The sequence below is a fragment of the Mycobacterium sp. NTMscope_Eco_3 genome, assembly GCF_976985685.1.
In genome coordinates, this window is record NZ_CDRJYZ010000001.1 from 4,110,034 (window position 1) to 4,127,637 (window position 17,604).

General features: G+C 67.9%; 16 protein-coding genes and 1 tRNA gene. 7 read left to right on the forward strand and 10 right to left on the reverse strand.

The window, feature by feature from the left end:
• The first annotated feature begins 302 nt into the window (after positions 1 to 302).
• Together AC0KTM_RS18880 and AC0KTM_RS18885 are read left to right on the forward strand one after the other, a co-directional pair.
• Entirely contained in the window at positions 303 to 839 is a 537-nt protein-coding gene (locus AC0KTM_RS18880; protein ID WP_225326338.1) for a hypothetical protein, read from the forward strand.
• A 20-nt stretch (positions 840 to 859) separates the two neighbouring features.
• Positions 860 to 1,348, forward strand: coding sequence for a glutathione peroxidase (locus AC0KTM_RS18885; protein ID WP_225326337.1), 489 nt, complete (start codon positions 860 to 862; stop codon positions 1,346 to 1,348).
• An 11-nt stretch (positions 1,349 to 1,359) separates the two neighbouring features.
• On the opposite strand, the gene AC0KTM_RS18890 is transcribed toward AC0KTM_RS18885, so the two are convergent.
• From AC0KTM_RS18890 to AC0KTM_RS18910, 5 genes are all read right to left on the reverse strand, one after another.
• A complete protein-coding gene (locus tag AC0KTM_RS18890) occupies positions 1,360 to 2,139 on the reverse strand; it encodes an RsiV family protein (protein WP_225326336.1) in 780 nt (259 codons plus the stop codon).
• Between the two features lie 164 nt (positions 2,140 to 2,303).
• Positions 2,304 to 2,380, reverse strand: a tRNA-Met gene (locus tag AC0KTM_RS18895).
• A 73-nt stretch (positions 2,381 to 2,453) separates the two neighbouring features.
• A complete protein-coding gene (locus AC0KTM_RS18900; RefSeq protein ID WP_225326335.1) occupies positions 2,454 to 2,990 on the reverse strand; it encodes a cupin domain-containing protein in 537 nt (178 codons plus the stop codon).
• A gap of 16 nt (positions 2,991 to 3,006) precedes the next feature.
• Positions 3,007 to 3,705 carry a nitroreductase family protein gene (locus AC0KTM_RS18905; RefSeq protein WP_472416386.1) on the reverse strand — a complete coding sequence of 233 codons (699 nt, stop codon included), beginning with the start codon at positions 3,703 to 3,705 and terminating at the stop codon, positions 3,007 to 3,009.
• Positions 3,706 to 3,724: 19 nt separating this feature from the next.
• Entirely contained in the window at positions 3,725 to 4,375 is a 651-nt protein-coding gene (locus tag AC0KTM_RS18910) for an HD domain-containing protein (protein WP_225326333.1), read from the reverse strand.
• A 101-nt stretch (positions 4,376 to 4,476) separates the two neighbouring features.
• Between AC0KTM_RS18910 and AC0KTM_RS18915 the strand changes: the two genes are divergently transcribed.
• A complete protein-coding gene (locus tag AC0KTM_RS18915) occupies positions 4,477 to 5,457 on the forward strand; it encodes a GlxA family transcriptional regulator (protein ID WP_472416388.1) in 981 nt (326 codons plus the stop codon).
• A 3-nt stretch (positions 5,458 to 5,460) separates the two neighbouring features.
• Here the strand turns inward: AC0KTM_RS18915 and AC0KTM_RS18920 are convergent, their stop codons facing one another.
• Positions 5,461 to 8,430 carry a UPF0182 family protein gene (locus tag AC0KTM_RS18920; RefSeq protein ID WP_472416390.1) on the reverse strand — a complete coding sequence of 990 codons (2,970 nt, stop codon included), beginning with the start codon at positions 8,428 to 8,430 and terminating at the stop codon, positions 5,461 to 5,463.
• Between the two features lie 74 nt (positions 8,431 to 8,504).
• The gene (locus tag AC0KTM_RS18925; RefSeq protein WP_225326330.1) at positions 8,505 to 9,527 is read right to left on the reverse strand and encodes a YlbL family protein; all 1,023 of its coding nucleotides are present in this window, start codon (positions 9,525 to 9,527) and stop codon (positions 8,505 to 8,507) included.
• A gap of 106 nt (positions 9,528 to 9,633) precedes the next feature.
• Here AC0KTM_RS18925 and AC0KTM_RS18930 point away from each other — a divergent pair, with 106 nt between their 5' ends.
• From AC0KTM_RS18930 to AC0KTM_RS18945, 4 genes are all read left to right on the forward strand, one after another.
• Positions 9,634 to 11,028, forward strand: a complete 1,395-nt coding sequence (locus AC0KTM_RS18930; RefSeq protein ID WP_472416393.1) for a zinc-dependent metalloprotease — start codon at positions 9,634 to 9,636, stop codon at positions 11,026 to 11,028.
• An 87-nt stretch (positions 11,029 to 11,115) separates the two neighbouring features.
• Positions 11,116 to 11,931, forward strand: a complete 816-nt coding sequence (locus AC0KTM_RS18935) for a cyclodehydratase (RefSeq protein ID WP_238957365.1) — start codon at positions 11,116 to 11,118, stop codon at positions 11,929 to 11,931.
• An 80-nt stretch (positions 11,932 to 12,011) separates the two neighbouring features.
• Positions 12,012 to 13,355, forward strand: a complete 1,344-nt coding sequence (locus tag AC0KTM_RS18940) for a macrolide-binding ATPase MABP-1 (RefSeq protein ID WP_225326328.1) — start codon at positions 12,012 to 12,014, stop codon at positions 13,353 to 13,355.
• A gap of 102 nt (positions 13,356 to 13,457) precedes the next feature.
• Positions 13,458 to 14,723, forward strand: a complete 1,266-nt coding sequence (locus AC0KTM_RS18945) for an IS30 family transposase (protein WP_238956496.1) — start codon at positions 13,458 to 13,460, stop codon at positions 14,721 to 14,723.
• A 41-nt stretch (positions 14,724 to 14,764) separates the two neighbouring features.
• On the opposite strand, the gene AC0KTM_RS18950 is transcribed toward AC0KTM_RS18945, so the two are convergent.
• From AC0KTM_RS18950 to AC0KTM_RS18960, 3 genes are all read right to left on the reverse strand, one after another.
• Positions 14,765 to 15,019: a WhiB family transcriptional regulator gene (locus AC0KTM_RS18950; protein WP_225330604.1), complete on the reverse strand. Its 255-nt coding sequence runs from the start codon at positions 15,017 to 15,019 to the stop codon at positions 14,765 to 14,767.
• Positions 15,020 to 15,161: 142 nt separating this feature from the next.
• Positions 15,162 to 15,323: a hypothetical protein gene (locus AC0KTM_RS18955; RefSeq protein WP_472416395.1), complete on the reverse strand. Its 162-nt coding sequence runs from the start codon at positions 15,321 to 15,323 to the stop codon at positions 15,162 to 15,164.
• 110 nt (positions 15,324 to 15,433) lie between these two features.
• A complete protein-coding gene (locus AC0KTM_RS18960) occupies positions 15,434 to 17,545 on the reverse strand; it encodes an ATP-dependent DNA helicase UvrD2 (protein WP_472417515.1) in 2,112 nt (703 codons plus the stop codon).
• Between the last annotated feature and the right edge of the window lie 59 nt (positions 17,546 to 17,604).

Genomic DNA, 17,604 nt, shown 5'->3' on the forward strand with positions numbered 1-17,604 from the left:
AACCGGGACTTCGCTGTTCCGACACCACCGTCGCCGCCCCTCACGTTCGCGCCACGCGCCTTCCCGGTGCTGTGGCGAACCGCGTCCCCCGGGTCAGAGCCGATACCAGGGGCCCTTGCAACAAGGTTCACTGAAATGTACCGCGACGGCCCCGCTTGTGCGAACCGTCATTAACAAATTCGTCTGACGCCTTTTGCAGCGCGCTCAATTTTACGAGACGCGACGGCGCGACCCGTCTCCGGTAGCGGCACGCCCGTCCACGTCCGGGTCTACGCTCGGATAGCGGTCAGGAAAGGGGCGCAATGCTCGCAGCGTTCGGATTCGAATCCCTGGGTGTGGTCGTCGGGGACATGTATTTCGTCGACCCGTCCCCGCTCGAAGGTCAGGAAACCCCGGAGCGGGGAGTCAGACTGGAACTGCGCCTCGTCGACCGGGCCGAGCCGCAGGGCTCGATCTATGCCGGCGTCCCGATCGCCTTTACCCGCCCGGTGTGGCGGGTGGACCTATTCGGATCGGCGGAAAGCCCGCCGGGGACGCTGGACCGGGCCCATCACCACCCGCGTTTCGACGGTTGGGAACCCGGACGCCGGCACTTCGTGCCCGAGCTGTCGGCCGACCCGGTGTCGTGGTTGGCCGAGCAGTTGGCCGACCCGTCCGCCGTGCTGGCCCGGGCCGGCGTCGACGCCGACGAGGTCAGCGAGGCCGACAAGAAGGGGCTCGCCGCCGCGGCGCCGGAGATCGTCGCCGCGGTGCAGCGGCTGCTCGACGGGGTGCGGGACGGGGAGCTGGCCCCGGCCCCCGCCGAGCCGGTTGCGGCCGCCCGTACCGGCTGGCTCTGATCTGCGTTAGCGTCGTCGGCGTGACCCTCAAAGACATCGCCCTTACCACCCTTGACGGCCGGCCCACCACGCTTGCCGAATTGTCCGGCGGCGCAACGCTGGTCGTCAACGTCGCCTCCAAATGCGGTCTGACCCCGCAGTACACCGCCCTCGAGAAGCTGGCCACGGACTATGGCGAGCGCGGCCTGACGGTCGTCGGCGTGCCCTGCAACCAGTTCATGGGCCAGGAACCGGGCACGGCCGACGAGATCCAGGAGTTCTGCTCGAGGACCTACGGGGTGACGTTCCCGTTGTTGGCGAAGACCGACGTCAACGGCGACGACCGGCACCCGCTGTACGCCGAGTTGACCAAAGCCTCCGATGCCGAGGGCCAGGCCGGAGACATCCAGTGGAACTTCGAGAAGTTCCTCCTCGCACCCGACGGCGCGGTGGTCCAGCGCTTCCGGCCCCGCACCGAGCCCGACGCCCCCGAGGTCATCAGCGCCATCGAGGCCGTGCTGCCGCGGTAGATCTGCGCTCGCTAAGCGAGCATCGGGTCGATCGCGGAGCGCGGCACCAGCACCTGAGTGGCGTCGGGCAGCATGCGACCTTGGTCGAAAAAGAAGATCACACCGTCGTTCGTGACGGCGAAATTCTGGTAGTTCGCGGGGTCGTAGGCGGCGGCCGGCGCGATCGTCACCGGCGGTGCCGTCTGCGTCGGGCTCGCGGGCGGTGCGGTCTGCGGCTGGTTCCCCGGCGGGGTCTGCGCCGGGTTCGCGGGCGGCGCGGCCTGCTTCTGCAGCTCGCTCTGCACGACGGGCGCGACGGTCTGCAGCGGGTCGTCGACGCGCCACAAGGGCGTGTTGTTCTTGTCGTCTGAGGCTGCGGTCCACACGATCGCCTTGCGATAGGTCTGGTCCCAGTTGAACGACTTGAACGTCGTCTTGGGGGCGCCGGTGTTCTCGACGACCTTGAACACCACGGCCTCGGTGCCGCGCGGCGGTATCGCCGACCCGTAGTTCGTCGACGAAATAGTCAGCTGGTAGGGCTGGTCGCGGGGTGCGGAGGATTTGGCGGCACTGACGAAATCGTCGCGCTCCTTGGCGATGAACTCCGCCACGGACTTCTCGTCGGGGTAGTTCACCGGGAAGCTGATGTTGACGTTGTAGCCGGGGTCGGCCATCTGGATCTGGCATGCCTGGCCGGTGTTGGCACCCTTGAGTTCGGCGCAGTAGTCCTTCGGCGGCGCGGCAGCGGCGACGCCAGCCGGGCCGAAGAGGACGAGGGCCGTGGCGGACGCTGCCACCTTGAAGCTGCGCATGTGGGATCTCCTCCGACAACTCGCGGTACCGATGCGACGGACGGAGGTAAAGATAGGCCATCGCGCGCCTCGCGAACACATTCCCAACGGATCATTCGCTTTGCGAACGCGTCCCACCCGGCATGAAAACGGCCCCCGGAGCCATCTCCGGGGGCCGTTTTACCTGGTAGCGGGGACAGGATTCGAACCTGCGACCTCTGGGTTATGAGCCCAGCGAGCTACCGAGCTGCTCCACCCCGCGTTGGTGAATGCCAGGTTACCGAACCGGTGTCACGGCGACCAAATCGCGCGCTCAGCGGGGCGGGCGGCCTCGTTCAGTGTGACGGCGGGTTCAGTCCATATCGCTGGGCGATGTCGTCCATCCACTCCGGTGACCCGTAGGTCAGCCCGTATTTGTCGGCGAGTTCGCCGAACTCGGGCAACTCGTGCAGCGGCTTGCCGGCCGGGTCGTCGGCGTGCTCGAGGAGCAGCTCACCGAGTTCACGGAAATAGTTCTCGAACCCGCCCGGGGTGATGACTTCGATGATGCGGCCCGGCTCGCTGCCGGCGTTCCACATCGCGTGCATCTGCCCGCGGGGCTTGGTGATGTAGCCGCCGGGCCCGAGGACGACCTCACTGTCGTCCGAGCGGAAGCCGATCTCGCCAGCCAGCACGATCGAATGCTCGTCCTCGCGGGTGTGCCGGTGCGCGGCGGTGAGCAGGCCGACCGCAAACGGGTGCTCGACGATGGACACCTCGCCGCCGTTGGTCTTGCCGGACAGCTTGAAGACGGCCCCAAACCCAGGCAGGGCAACGTAATCGCCCTCCCCCGGCTGCACGACCGTGACCCCGATTTCGTTCGCGCCGCTCATCTGACGTTCCTCCTTTTCAGAACCCGACCGCGGTCGCCGTGTCGCCCTGGGGCGGCCAAAGCGGCTGCGGCACTTCGACACCGAACGGCGTGTCCCAGCCGTTACGGGATGAAACCTCTTGCACGGGATGGCGATTGGCCGCGACACCCCATGTGCCCCGCGGGTAGCCGAGGGCCAGCATGGCCGACATCGTCCAGCCCTCCTCGACGGGCACGCCCAACAACTCGTCGACCCTGTCCTCGAAGTTGCGGAGCACCATCGTCATGACGCCGCCGACACCCTCGGCGCGGGCGGCGAGCAGCACACTCCAGATCGCCGGGAAGATGTTGGCGCCGCCGAGGTCGTCGATCGCGAAGACGAAGAGCAACAAGGGAATTTCTTCGAAATGGTCGGCGAGGTAGTCCCCCGAACCTTTGATCCGGCGCATCGTTTCGGCGTGTGCGGCCGCGTCGGCGCCGGGCGCGGGCGCCACCATCGGCCCCGTCCCCGCCCCGAACTTCTCGTATTCGAGGGCGCGGGCCTGCCGGAACAGCTGAGCGAACTCGCGGATGAGCGCCGGATCGTCAACGGCCACAAAGTGCCAGCGTTGGGTGTTGGCCCCGTTGGGGGCGCGAACGGCCGCGTCGAGGATCCGGGCGTGCGTGTCCAGCGGAACCGGATCGGGCCGCAGGCGCCGCATCATCCTGGTCGTGTACAGCGCTTCGTAGATGTCCATCTGTCTACTCCCGTCCGGGCTATTCCGGCCAGCCGTTGTTGAGGATCTTGTCGACGAAATCGACGCGCTCGAACGCCGGATCGAAGTGCGCCAGGACGTCGGCGTTCATGGTGCCGGCCGTGGTGTGCGGGCGGTGCTTCATGCCGTCGTTGAACGCCGCCAGGATGCGCTGCTTGAACTGCGGGCGCGGGTGGGCGGCGATCACCGCGGCGAGCGCTTCGGGGGCCAGCTGCTCGCGCCCGACGCCGACCACGTCGACTTCCACACCGGCCTGCAGCAGCGCGACTTCGGGCGCCAGGAACTCCGGCACGCCGGGGGTGGTGTGCAGGGCGATGCCGAGCCACACCGTGTCGGCGTCGGCCTTGTCGACGCCGGCGTCCATCAGGAAGTCCCGCGCCGCGTTGGCGCCGTCGACCTCGAAGCGGACGGTCGAGTTGCGGTAGTGCTCCGTCAGGCCGAGGTCGTGGAACATGGCCGCGACGTAGAGCAACTCCAGGTTGGGTTGCACCCCGCGGCGCATGCCCTGCAGCGCGCCGAAGAAGAACACCCGCCGGGAGTGGTTGAACAGCAACTCGTCTGCGCTGTCGCGAATGAAGTCGGTGACCTCGCGCACCAGCGCGGTGTCGGGCACGTGGATGCCGGCGATGGTGTCGATCGAACTGGTGGTCATCTTGTCGTCTCCTTCTCCGGTGACCGTCGTGCTCAGTGTGCGACGGTCCGGACGATCCGACGCCGGTCGTTTCAGCCGTCAACTCCCCAGAAAGCGACACAATGGCTCACGTGGCTACAGGTGGAGCGCGTTCCCGGGTGGTGGTCATCGTCGTCTTCGACGGGGTGACGCTGCTGGACGTCGCCGGGGCGGGCGAAGTCTTCGTCGAGGCCAACCGGTTCGGCGCCGATTACCGGCTCACCGTCGCGTCGGTGGACGGCGGCGACGTGACAACGTCGATCGGGACCCGATTGGGGGTCACCCACTCGATCTCGGCCATCGATTCCGCCGACACCGTCCTGGTCGCCGGCAGCGACCACCTGCCGGGGCGACCGATCAACCCCGCGCTCGTCGAAGCCATCGGGTCCGTCTCGGAGCGAACCCGGCGGATGGCGTCCATCTGCACCGGGTCGTTCATCCTCGCGCAGGCCGGGGTGCTGCACGGTCGGCGCGCCACCACGCACTGGCACGACACCCGGCGGCTGGCCCGGGCCTTCCCCGACATTACCGTCGAGCCCGACGCGATCTTCGTCCGCGACGGCGACGTCTTCACCTCCGCCGGGATTTCCTCGGGCATCGACCTGGCGCTGGCGCTGGTCGAAATGGACTACGGCACCGAACTGGTCCGCGACGTCGCCCGGTGGCTGGTCGTCTACCTGAAACGCGCCGGCGGACAATCACAATTCTCGGTGCTGGTCGAGGCCGATCCCCCGCCGCAGTCGCCGCTGCGCGCGGTCACCGAAGCGATCGCGGCCGACCCCTCCGCCGACCACAGCGTGAAAAGGCTTGCGGCACTGGCCTCGTTGAGCACACGCCAGCTGACCCGGCTGTTTGCATCCGAGCTCGGGATGACCCCGGCGCGCTACGTCGAATTGGTTCGAATCGGCTTCGCCCGCAACGCGCTCGAAGCCGGACGATCGGTCACCGAGACCGCGGGCATGGCCGGCTTCGGCAGCATCGAAACGCTGCGACGCGCGTTCGTCAACCACCTGGGCATCAGCCCGAAGGCTTATCGGGACAGGTTCCGGACGGCCTACGCCTGAAAGCTATTTGGTGTTGTTGTACTTGGTGATCGCGTCGTCCAGGCGCTGCAACGCGGCACCATAGCCAGCGAAGTCGCCCTTCTTCTGCGCGGCTTTGGCCGCGCCGAGTGCAGCCTGAATCTCTTGCAGCGCAGCGGCTTTGGCGGGTGACAGCGCCACGGACCCGTCAGGCACCGGCGGTGCGGCCGCGGGCGGTGGCGATCCCGGTGTCGCCGCGGGGGCCGGCGCGCTCGCCGCGGGCGTCCCCGACTCGGTGGGCTGAATGCCCGTCGCCGCCGCGCCCGCGCCGGGACCGAACAGCCCGGTGAGCGCGTCACGCACGGTGGGGCCGTAGCCGATCTTGTCGTTGTACATCATCGCCACCCGGATCAGCCGCGGGTAGGACGACGCCGCGTCGCTGGCCCCCGGGGAGGCGTACACGGGTTCGACGTAGAGCAACCCGCCCTGACCCACCGGCAAGGTGAGCAGGTTGCCCCACCGGATCCGGTTCTGGTTGTCGCGCCCGATCACCCCGAGGTCCTGGGACACCGCCGGGTCGGTGGTGATCGCGTTGTTGGCCAGCTTCGGCCCGTTGACCTGACCCGGGATGGTCAGCACGGTGATCCGGCCGTACGTCGCAGGGTCGGAGCTCGCGCTGATGTAGGCGGCGAGGTAGTCGCGCTTGAACCTGTTCATCGCGCTCGTCAACTGATAGGACGACGAATTGTCGTTCTTCGCAATGTTTTTCGCGACGATGTAGTAGGGCGGCTGGTAGCTGCTGGCCGTGGGGTTCGGGTCCAGCGGCACGTCCCAGAAGTCCGACGTCGAGAAGAACGTCACCGGATCGTTGACGTGATACTTCGCCAGCAGCATCCGCTGCACCTTGAACAGGTCTTCGGGATAGCGCAGGTGCTCGGCCAACTCGGGGCTGATGTCGCTCTTGGGCTTGACGGTGCCCGGGAACACCCGCATCCACGCCTTGAGCACCGGATCCTGTTCGTCTTGCTGATACAGGCTGACGGTGCCGTCATAGGCGTCCACGGTCGCCTTCACCGAGTTGCGGATGTAGGAGACCCGCTTGTCGGGTGCGAGCCGGTTGAACGCCACCTCGTTGGAGTCCGCGGTCGCCGACTCCAGCGACGTGAGTTCGGAGTACGGGTAGTTGTCCAACGTGGTGTAGCCGTCGATGATCCACACCAGTCTCTTGTTGACGATCGCCGGGTACACGGAGCTGTCGGTGGTCAGCCACGGCGCCACCGCCTCCACGCGGCGCGCCGGGTCGCGGTTGAACAGGATCTTGCTGTTCGAGCCGATCACATTGGAAAACAGGAAATTCCGCTCGGCGAACTTGGCGGCGAACACGCTGCGCGACAGCCAGTCGCCGAGGGCGACGCCGCCGAGCCCGGTGTAGGTGTAGTTCTTGGTTTCGTTGCTGGTCTCGTAGTCGTATTCGCGATCCGCGCCGTTGCGCCCGACGATCGCGTAGTCCGCCGCGGTGTTGGAGATGACGGGCCCGTAGTAGACGCGCGGCTGGTCGAGCGGCGCGGGACCGTCGGACACCACGTTGCCGTTGGCGCCGACGACGTTGACCAGAAATTCGGGATAGCCACCGTTTTGGTTGGGGTCGTTGGCGATTCCGCGCACCGTGTTGGCCGGCGACGCGATGAACCCGTTGCCGTGGGTGTAGACCGAGTGCCGGTTGATCCAGTCACGCTGGTTGTCGATCAGCCGGTCGGGGTTGAGTTCGCGCGCCGCCACGACGTAGTCCCGCAACGACCCGTTGCGGTCGAGGTACCGGTCGATGGAGAGTTGGTCGGGGAAGTAGTAGAAGTTCTTGCCCTGCTGGAACTGGGTGAACGCCGGGCTGACGATGGTCGGGTCGAGCAGCCGGATGTTGGAGGTGGTCGCGCGGTCGTCGGCGACCTGCTGGGCGGTGGCCTGCGCGTCGCCGGTGTAGTTGCGGTAGGTGACCACGTCCGCGGTCAGACCGTAGGCCTGCCGCGTCGCGGCGATGCTGCGGCTGATGTATTCGCTTTCCTTTTGCGCGGCATTGGGTTTGACGCTGATCTGTTCGACGATCAACGGCCAGCCCGCGCCCACGATCAGCGACGACAGCAACAGCAGGACCAGGCCGATCGCGGGAATCCTCAAGTCCCGCAGGACGACCGCGGAGAACACCGCGCCCGCGCAGATCAGCGCGATCGCCATGAGGATCAGCTTCGCCGGCAGCACGGCGTTGATGTCGGTGTATCCGGCTCCGGTGAAGGGCTTGCCGCCGCGGGTGTGCGACAACAGCTCGTAGCGGTCCAGCCAATAGGCGACCGCCTTGAGCAGCACCAACAGCCCGACCAGGGTGACCAGCTGGATCCGCGCCGAACGGCTCAGCGCACCGGTGCGTCCGGACAGCCGAATGCCGCCAAAGACGTAGTGGGACAACACGTTGGCCACGAACGCCAGGAACACCGCCACGAACAGGTAGCTGAGCAGCAGCCGGTAGAACGGCAACTCGAACGCGTAGAAGCCGAGGTCCTTGCCGAACTGCGGGTCCTTGATGCCGAAGTCTCCGCCGTGCAGGAACAGTTGGATCCGCACCCAATAGCTTTGCGCGATGATGCCGGCCAGCAAGCCGATCGCCACCGGTACGCCGACACTGACCAGGCGCAGCCGGGAAAGGACCACGGCGCGGTACCGCGCCACCGGGTCGTTGTCGTTGCTCGGCACGAACACCGGGCGGGTGCGGTAGGCCACCGCGAGCCCGGCGAACACGATGCCGCCCACCAGCAGGCCGGCGATGAGAAAGACCACGAACCGGGTGACGAGCACGGTGGAAAACACCGAGCGGTAGCCGAGCTCGCCGAACCACAGCCAGTCGACGTAGGCGTCGATCAGCCGCGGACCCGCGAGCAGCAAAGCGATCACACCCAGTGCGATCAGGATCAGAATCCGGCTACGCCGAGTCAGCTTCGGCATTCTTGCGGTGGGCCGCATCCCCACTGGCTACGCTCCCTGATCGATTGCTAGACGGTGACAACTCTACGCATTGCGACAACCGGCGATCCCGCGCTTGCCTAGCAACTCGGCGGCTGCCCACCGGACGTGATCGCGTGCAGCGCATCTACTGCCTGGCCGAGCGTCTCGACCTTGACCAACCGCAGTCCGGACGGATTGTCCGAACTGGCCTCGTAACAGTTCTTCGCCGGCACCAGAAACACCGTCGCCCCGGCCGCGTGCGCGGCGACCATCTTGTGCGTGATGCCGCCGATCTGGCCGACCTTGCCGTCGGCGGTGATGGTGCCGGTACCCGCGATGAAGTTCGACCCGGCCAGGCCCCCGGTGGTCAACTTGTCGACCACCGCCAGGCTGAACATCAGCCCGGCGGACGGGCCGCCGATGTTGGCGAGGTTGAAGTCCACGACGAACGGCGCCCACGGCGCGTCGAGCACCGCGACGCCGACGTAGCCGTAGTCGCGGTCCTTGTTGGCGCCCAGCGTGATCTGCGCCACACCGGCGGGTTCGTTCTTGCGGCGGTAGTCGATCGTCACGGTCTGACCGGGTTTGGTGCTCTTCAGCAGCCCGGTGAAAGCGTCGACGGTGGCCACCGGCGTGCCGTTGACCGCGTCGATGGCGTCGCCGGCCTTCAGCTTGCCCGCCGAGGGACCGGGTTCGGGGACCTTCGCCACGGTGACCGCTGAGGGGTACTTCAAATAGCCCAGTGCCGCGTATTCGGCGCTGTCCTCGGACTGCTTGAAGTCCGCGTTGTTGGCCTTGTCCACTTCCTCCCGGGACTTGCCGGGCGGGTAGATGAGGTCGCGCGGCACCAGCTGTTCGGTGTCCGAAAGCCAAAGCGTCAGCGCCTCGCCCAGCGTCAGATCGTCGCGCTGGGACACCGTGGTCATGTTCAGGTGACCGGTGGTCGGATGCGTCAGGGTGCCCTGGATCGCCACCACCTGCTTGCCGTCGACCTCGCCGAGCGTGTCGAAGGTGGGGCCGGGACCCAGCGACACGAACGGCACCGTCACCACCGCCAGCAAGACGCCGAACACCACGATCGGCACCAGCGCGACCATCAAGGTCAGGATGCGCCTGTTCACGCCGAACACACTAGACGGGCCACGTCGCCGGTCATTCGGCTGCAAGGGTCCGGTTACGTGGTTCAGCTACAAGCTGACCCGCCGTCGCGCGCCTTCCGATCCCACGGTGAGTACCGTTGGGGTCATGGCTGACCTGCCGTTCGGCTTCTCCCACGGGGAGGACCCCGACAAACCCGGGAAAAAAGATCCCGATTCGGGCTCGAACCCTTCCGACCCGTTCGCCGCGTTCGGCATGAGCGGCGATTTCGGCATGGGTGACCTGGGGCAGATCTTCACCCAGCTGGGTCAGATGTTCAGCAGCGCGGGCACCGTCGGACCCGGCGGAACGGCCTCGGGGCCGGTCAATTACGAACTGGCGCGTCGCGTCGCGTCGAATTCGATCGGCTTCGTGGCGCCGGTGCCGGCCACGACGAACTCGGCGATCGCCGACGCGGTGCACCTGGCCGAAACCTGGCTGGACGGGGCGACGGCACTGCCCGCGGGCACCGCCAAGGCGGTGGGTTGGACGCCCGCCGACTGGGTCGACAACACGTTGGAGACGTGGAAGCGGCTGTGTGACCCGATGGCCCAACAGATCTCGACGGTGTGGGCGGCGTCGCTGCCCGAGGAAGCCAAGAGCATGGCCGGCCCGCTGCTGCAGATGATGTCGCAGATGGGTGGCATGGCGTTCGGCTCGCAGCTCGGGCAGGCGCTGGGCCGGTTGTCCCGCGAGGTGCTGACCTCGACCGACATCGGTTTGCCGTTGGGCCCCAAGGGAATTGCGGCGATCTTGCCCGACGCCGTCGAATCGTTCACCACCGGACTCGAGCGGCCGCGCAGCGAGATCCTGACCTTCCTGGCCGCGCGCGAGGCCGCCCACCACCGGCTGTTCAGCCACGTCCCCTGGCTGTCGAGCCAACTACTGGGCGCGGTCGAGGCCTACGCGATGGGCATGCAGATCGATATGTCGGGAATCGAGGAGCTCGCCCGCGACTTCAATCCGGCGTCGCTGTCGGATCCGGCGGCGATCGAAAACCTGTTGGGGCAGGGCGTTTTCGAGCCCAAGGCCACTCCCGCGCAGACGCAGGCGCTGGAGCGCCTGGAGACGCTGCTCGCCCTGATCGAAGGGTGGGTGCAGGTGGTGGTGGCCGCCGCCCTGGGCGACCGGATTCCGGGCGCGGGCGCGCTCGGTGAGACGCTGCGCCGGCGCCGCGCCAGCGGCGGCCCGGCCGAGCAGACCTTCGCGACGCTGGTCGGGTTGGAGCTGCGGCCGCGCAAGATGCGTGAAGCCGCCGCGTTCTGGGAGCGCCTGACGCAGGCCGCCGGGGTCGACACCCGCGACGGCATTTGGCAACACCCCGACCTGCTGCCCGACGCCGAGGACCTCGACGAGCCGGCCGGATTCATCGACCGGGTCATCGGCGGCGACACCAGCGGCATCGACGAGGCGATCGCCAAACTCGAGCGCGAGGGCCAGGATCCGGAGGGGCCGGGCCCCGGCACCGGTTCTGTGGATAACTGAGCGGAGCCATTGCCTCCTGCGTGACACAGTTGCGCGGTGACTCAGCAGTGCCAGGCGGTGCTGTCCACCTATGCGCTGGACCCGGCGATGCCGGTGCTGCTGCGGCCCGATGGCGCCGTCCAGGTCGGCTGGGATCCCCGCCGCGCGGTGCTGGTGCGCCCCCCGAGCGGCTTGGCCGCCGCCGAACTGGCCACGCTGTTGCGGTCCATGTCGTCCCCGACCCCCCTGCCGGAGCTGCAGCGGCGGGCGCTCGACCGTGGCCTGACCGACGCCGACGGCCTGAGAAGCCTGGTGGCCCAACTCGTCGACGCCGGGGTGGCGACCGAATGCGGGCGACCGCGCGGCCGGGCCCCGTCGGTGCGCGTGCACGGCCGCGGGCCGCTCTCGGAGCTGCTGATGGAGTCGTTGCGCTGCTCGGGCGCCCGGATCGCGCACAGCAGCCAACCGCACGCCGCGGTGTCGGCCGGCGACGTCGACCTGGTCGTGTTCTCGGACTACCTGGTCGCCGACCCGCGCATGGTGCGCGATCTGCACGATCAGGGCGTCGCGCACCTGGTGGTGCGGGTGCGCGACGGCATCGGGCTGGTGGGTCCGCTGGTGATCCCCGGCGTGACGAGCTGCCTGGCCTGCGCGGACCTGCACCGCCGGGACCGCGACGCGGCGTGGCCGGCGATTTGTGCGCAGCTGCGGGAGACCGTCGGCGTCGCCGACCGCGCCACCGTGCTGGCGACCGCGGCGCTGGCGCTGTCTCAGGTGAACCGGGTGATCGCGGCCGTGCGCGGGCAAGAGGCGACCTCCGATGCGAAGCCACCCCAGACGCTCAACGCGACGCTGGAATTCGATCTGCACGCCGGCGCGATCGTCGCGCGGCAATGGGAGAAACACCCGTTGTGCGCCTGCTGATGCGGGCGCACCCGCTGACCTGGGCCTACGGATTGTGACAACGAGCGTTGTCGTCTTCTCTCCACATCGCGCAGGTCATCATGGATGATGGTTACGTGGCAGACATCAAACGGGGCCGGGCTGCGCGTAACGCCAAGCTGGCCAGCATTCCGGTCGGATTCGCCGGTCGGGCAGCGCTCGGATTCGGTAAACGGCTGACGGGTAAGTCCAGGGACGAGGTCCAGGCCGAGCTTCTCGAGAAGGCCGCCCACCAATTGTTTACCGTCTTGGGTGAGCTCAAGGGCGGCGCGATGAAGGTGGGCCAGGCGCTGTCGGTGCTCGAGGCCGCGATCCCCGAGGAGTTCGGCGAGCCCTACCGCGAGGCGTTGACCAAGCTGCAGAAGGACGCCCCGCCGCTGCCCGCGGCCAAGGTGCACCGGGTGCTCGACGCCCAACTGGGCACCAAGTGGCGCGAGCGGTTCAGTTCGTTCGACGACACCCCGGTGGCCTCGGCCAGCATCGGCCAGGTGCACAAGGGGGTGTGGTCCGACGGCCGCGAGGTGGCGGTCAAGATCCAGTACCCCGGAGCCGACGAGGCGCTGCGGGCTGACCTCAAGACCATGCAGCGGCTGGTCGGGGTGTTCAAGCAACTCGCGCCGGGCGCCGACATCCAAGGCGTGGTCGACGAGCTGATCGAGCGCACCGAGATGGAGCTGGACTACCGGCTCGAGGCCGAGAACCAGCGCGCCTTCGCCAAGGCGTATCACGACCACCCGCACTTCGCGGTGCCGCGCATCGTCGCCAGCGCGCCGAAGGTGGTGATCCAGGAGTGGATGCAGGGCACCCCCATGGCGGAGATCATCCGGCACGGCACCGTCGAGCAGCGCGACCTGATCGGCGCCCGCCTGCTCGAGCTCACGTTCGACGCGCCGCGCCGGCTGGAGATGCTGCACGGCGACGCCCACCCGGGCAACTTCATGCTGCTCGACGACGGCCGCATGGGCGTGATCGACTTCGGCGCCGTCGCGCCGCTACCCGGCGGCTTGCCGATCGAGCTCGGCATGAGCATCCGGCTCGCCCGCGACAAGAACTACGACCTGCTGTTGCCGACGATGGAAAAGGCCGGCTTCATCCAGAAGGGCCAGCAGGTGTCGGTGCGCGACATCGACGACATGCTGCGCCAGTACGTCGAACCGGTCGAGGTCGACGTCTTCCACTACACCCGCAAGTGGCTACAGAAGATGTCGGCAATCGAGATCGACCGGTCCGTGTCGCAGATCCGCACCGCCCGGCAGATGGACCTGCCGCCCAAGCTGGTGATCCCGATGCGGGTGATCATGTCGGTGGCCGCGATCCTGTGTCAGCTGGACGCCCACGTGCCGATCAAGGCGCTCTCCGAAGAGCTGGTGCCCGGGTTCGCCGAACCGGACAGCGCGGTCGTCTAGTCCGCGCGGTCGTGAAGTTCACGAAAGTGCAACTACCGACGCCGACACTCGCTTGATTTCAAGGGATGGATGCAACACATCTTCTGAGTGAGGAGTGTTGCGATGGCCAATGGGACGTTGCGGTCGCGGGTTCCGGTGTTTTGGGAATGTGTTCGGCGGGGCCTTGATCCGGGCTCGGCGGGCGTGGCCGTCGGCGTGTCGCAAGGCACGGGTCGGCAGTGGTTCCGTGAGGCTGGCGGGGTGAAACCCCGTTTCAGGACACCGAATATCTGCGGTCCCCGGCCGCGGTTGAGCTTGCAGGAACGCATCGAGATCCAGGCCGGTGTGCATGCCCAGGAATCTTTGCGCTCGATCGGGCGCCGGTTGGGCCGGCCAGCATCGACGATTAAGCGTGAGATCGACAGCAACTGCGAGTTGCGTAACCGCCATACGGGCTGCAAATCGGGGTATCGGCGCAAAGAGGCGTTCGGGGCCCGCCAAAGCGGCAAGACCGCGAGCGTGCGCTATCTGGCCGTGTCGGCGCATGACCGTGCCGCTGATCGGGCGCGGCGCCCCAAGACCCGCAAGCTCGCGATCAATGACAGGCTGCACGCCGAAGTGCAGACTCGGTTAAAACAGTTGCATAGCCCAACTCAGATAGCCGCGCGGCTGCGCCGCGACTTCCCTGATGATCCGGAGATGCGGGTGTCCCACGAGGCCATTTACCAGGCCATTTACGTTCAGGGCCGCGGCTCGTTGCGCCGCGAGCTGCATCGGTGCCTGCGGACCAAACGCGCGGTGCGCCGATCCCAGCACCAGCCCGGGGCCCGCCGCCACGGACGTATCCCCGACATGGTCAATATCAGCCAACGCCCACCCGAGGTCGCCGACCGTGCCGTCCCCGGTCACTGGGAAGGCGACCTGATCCTGGGCAGCACCAAATCGGGGTCCGCGATTGGCACTCTGGTTGAGCGCACCACCCGTTTTGTCATGCTCTTGCACCTGCCCGATGACCACGGCGCCCTGGCGGTGCAAAACGCCATCGTGGCCAAAATGGCCGAGTTGCCCGACCATCTACGCCGCTCGTTGACCTGGGACCAGGGCAAGGAGTTGACCAACCACCTCGCCATCGCTGACGCCACTGACTTGGATATCTACTTCTGCGATCCACACTCGCCGTGGCAACGCGGTAGCAACGAGAACACCAATGGGCTTTTGCGCCAATACTTTCCGAAAGGCACCGACCTATCGGTCTATGGCGCCGGCTACCTGGACTACGTCGCCGCCGAACTCAACGGACGACCACGCCAAACCCTGGACTGGAATACACCCGCCGAAGCCCTCAACGAACTATTGTCCAAACCACCCACCGTTGCATCCACCGCGTGAAACCACCTCGGGAAACGTGTCGGCAGTTGCACTTTCGCGCCCTAGGCGGCCGCCTTGCGGGGGCGTCCCCGTGGTCGTTTGAAGCTCAGGACCGAACCACGGTCGAAGATCTCGCCGCCCCACACGCCCCAGGGTTCGGCCCGTTCCAACGCGGCCGCCAGGCATTGGCGGCGCACCGGGCAGTCGACGCACAGCGACTTGGCGCGCTCGAGATCGGCCGGGGCTTCGGCGAACCAGAGATCGGGATCGCCGGCGTGACACGGCAAGTCCGGCCTGGGGGCTGTCGGTGCCGACATGTCCTACCACCTACTTCCTGGTCTGGGTTGCTGTCCTTGGCGGTGATCCGGACCAGGTCGAAAAGTGTCTACCCGACAACTATGGCCACGGATCCTTGACTTCGGGGTCCGTGGCCATCTGGGTGAAAACCGGGGCTGGTGCTTACCTTGCCTGCGGTGGGCCCCCGACTCCTACGGACGCGTCGGTCGCGGCGGCGGCGCGATGCTTACGCGCGGCCGCCGACACGGCGGCGTGTGCGGCATGGGCGATACCCGCGGACAGGTCGGGGGCCGCCACGCCTACACCGAACGCGTCGCTGATCATCGTGGCCACCCTCCTTCCGCCGTGCCGATTCCGTAGTGCGCAGTTGCGGTATCGAGGGTAAACGGTCACCGTCGCCGTCACAACCGATTTTGTACCTGCGGGTTTACCGGTCAGCGACCGCGAACCAGCTCCAGCACGTCGGGACCGTACTGTTCGAGCTTGCGCGCGCCGATGCCGGGAATCGCGATCAGCGCCTCGTCGTCGTCGGGCCGCAGCTCGGCGATGGCGATCAAGGTGTTGTCGGTGAAGACGACGTAGGCGGGCACCTTCTGTTCCTTGGCGACGTCGAGCCGCCACGCCTTGAGCCGCAGTAACAGGCCCTCGTCGATGTCGGCCGCGCACGTCTCGCAGCGGCGCAGCATGACGGCCGCCGGAGTGGTCAGGTTGTTGTTGCAGATCCGGCAGCGGGTCACGGTGGCGCGGTTGCGCCGAGACTTGTTCGGCCCCGGCTCGGCCCGCGCCTGGGGTGCGATGCCGTTGAGGAACCGCGACGGCTTGCGGCCCTGGCGCCCGCCCGGGCTACGGGCCAGCGCCCAGCTGAGCGCCAAATGCGTTCGGGCCCTGGTGATTCCGACGTAAAGCAGGCGGCGCTCCTCCTCGACCGCCTCGCTTTCGGCGCCGTGCGCCAGGGCGTGCGAAATGGGCAGCGTGCCGTCGGCCAACCCGACCAGAAACACCGCGTCCCACTCGAGTCCCTTGGCGGCGTGCAGCGACGCCAGCGCGACGCCCTGCACCACCGGCGGGTGCCGGGCGTCGGCGCGCATCCGAAGCTCCGCCAGCAGCCCCGGGAAGTCCAGCTGCGGGCGTTGCGCCACTTCGTCGTCCACCAGTTCAGCCAGCGCGCTCAGGGCTTCCCAGCGCTCGCGGGCCCGGGTGCCGACCGGTTCCTGGGCCGTCAGCCCCAACGGTTCCAACACCGCGCGCACGACGTCCGGCAGGGGCGCGTCGGCACCATCCTCAGCGCCGCGCTCGGCGGCGCGTTGCAGCGCCAGCAGGGCCTGTTTGATCTCCTGGCGATTGAAGAATCCCTCGCCGCCGCGGATCTGGTAGGCGATGCCCGCCTCGGTCAACGCCTCCTCGTAGATCTCCGACTGCGCGTTGACCCGATACAGCACGGCGATCTCGGACGGCGGGGTGCCCGATTCGATCAGCCGCGCGATCGACGCCGCGACCGCGGCGGCCTCGGCCGGTTCGTCGGGATGCTCGTGAAACGTCGGCGCCGGGCCCGGTGCGCGCTGGCCCACCAGGTGCAGCTTGCTGCCGGCGACCCGCCCGCGCGCCGCGGCGATCACCTGGTTGGCCAGCGACACCACCTGGGGGGTGGACCGATAGTCACGCTCCAGGCGCACGACGGTGGCATCGGGGAAGCGGCGGGAGAAGTCGAGCAGGAACCGCGGCGACGCCCCGGTGAACGAGTAGATGGTCTGGTTGGCATCGCCCACCACCGTCAGGTCGTCGCGGTCGCCCAACCAGGCCGTCAGCACCCGCTGCTGCAACGGCGTGACGTCCTGGTATTCGTCGACCACGAAGCAGCGGTAGCGGTCACGGAACTCCTCGGCCACCGCCGGGTCGTTTTCGATCGCGGCCGCGGTGTGCAGCAGCAGGTCGTCGAAATCGAGCAGGGTGACGTGTTCGCCGCGGGCTTTGAGGGCCTCGTAGGCGGCGTAGACGCCGGCGATCTGGGCGGCGTCCAGGGGGATGTCCCGCCCCGCGGCGGCGACCGCGGCGGGGTATTCCTCGGGACCGATCAGCGACGCCTTGGCCCACTCGATCTCGCCCGCCAGGTCGCGCACGTCGTCGGTGCCGGCATTGAGCCGGATGCGGCCGGCCGCCCGGGCCACCACGGCGAACTTGCTGTCCAGCAGCTGCCAGCCCGTGTCACCGACCACCCGCGGCCAGAAGTACCGCAGCTGCCGGTGGGCGGCGGCGTGAAAGGTCAGGGCCGAGACCCCGCCGACCGCCGTTCCCGTGCCCGCCGCGGCGTCGATCGCCCGCAACCGGGAGCGCATCTCCCCCGCCGCCCGCTGGGTGAACGTGACCGCCAGCACCTGGCCGGCGGCGACATGACCGCCGGCGACCAGCTGGGCGATCCGGTGAGTGATGGTGCGGGTCTTGCCCGTTCCGGCGCCCGCCAGCACACAGACCGGGCCGCGCGGAGCCAGCACGGCCTCGCGCTGCTCGTCGTCCAGCCCGGCTGTCAGTGGATCGGCGACCGTCGGCATGGCGTCCATAGTGGCTTCCCATACTGACAAGTCGCCGACGAAGGCGATGCATCGCCACG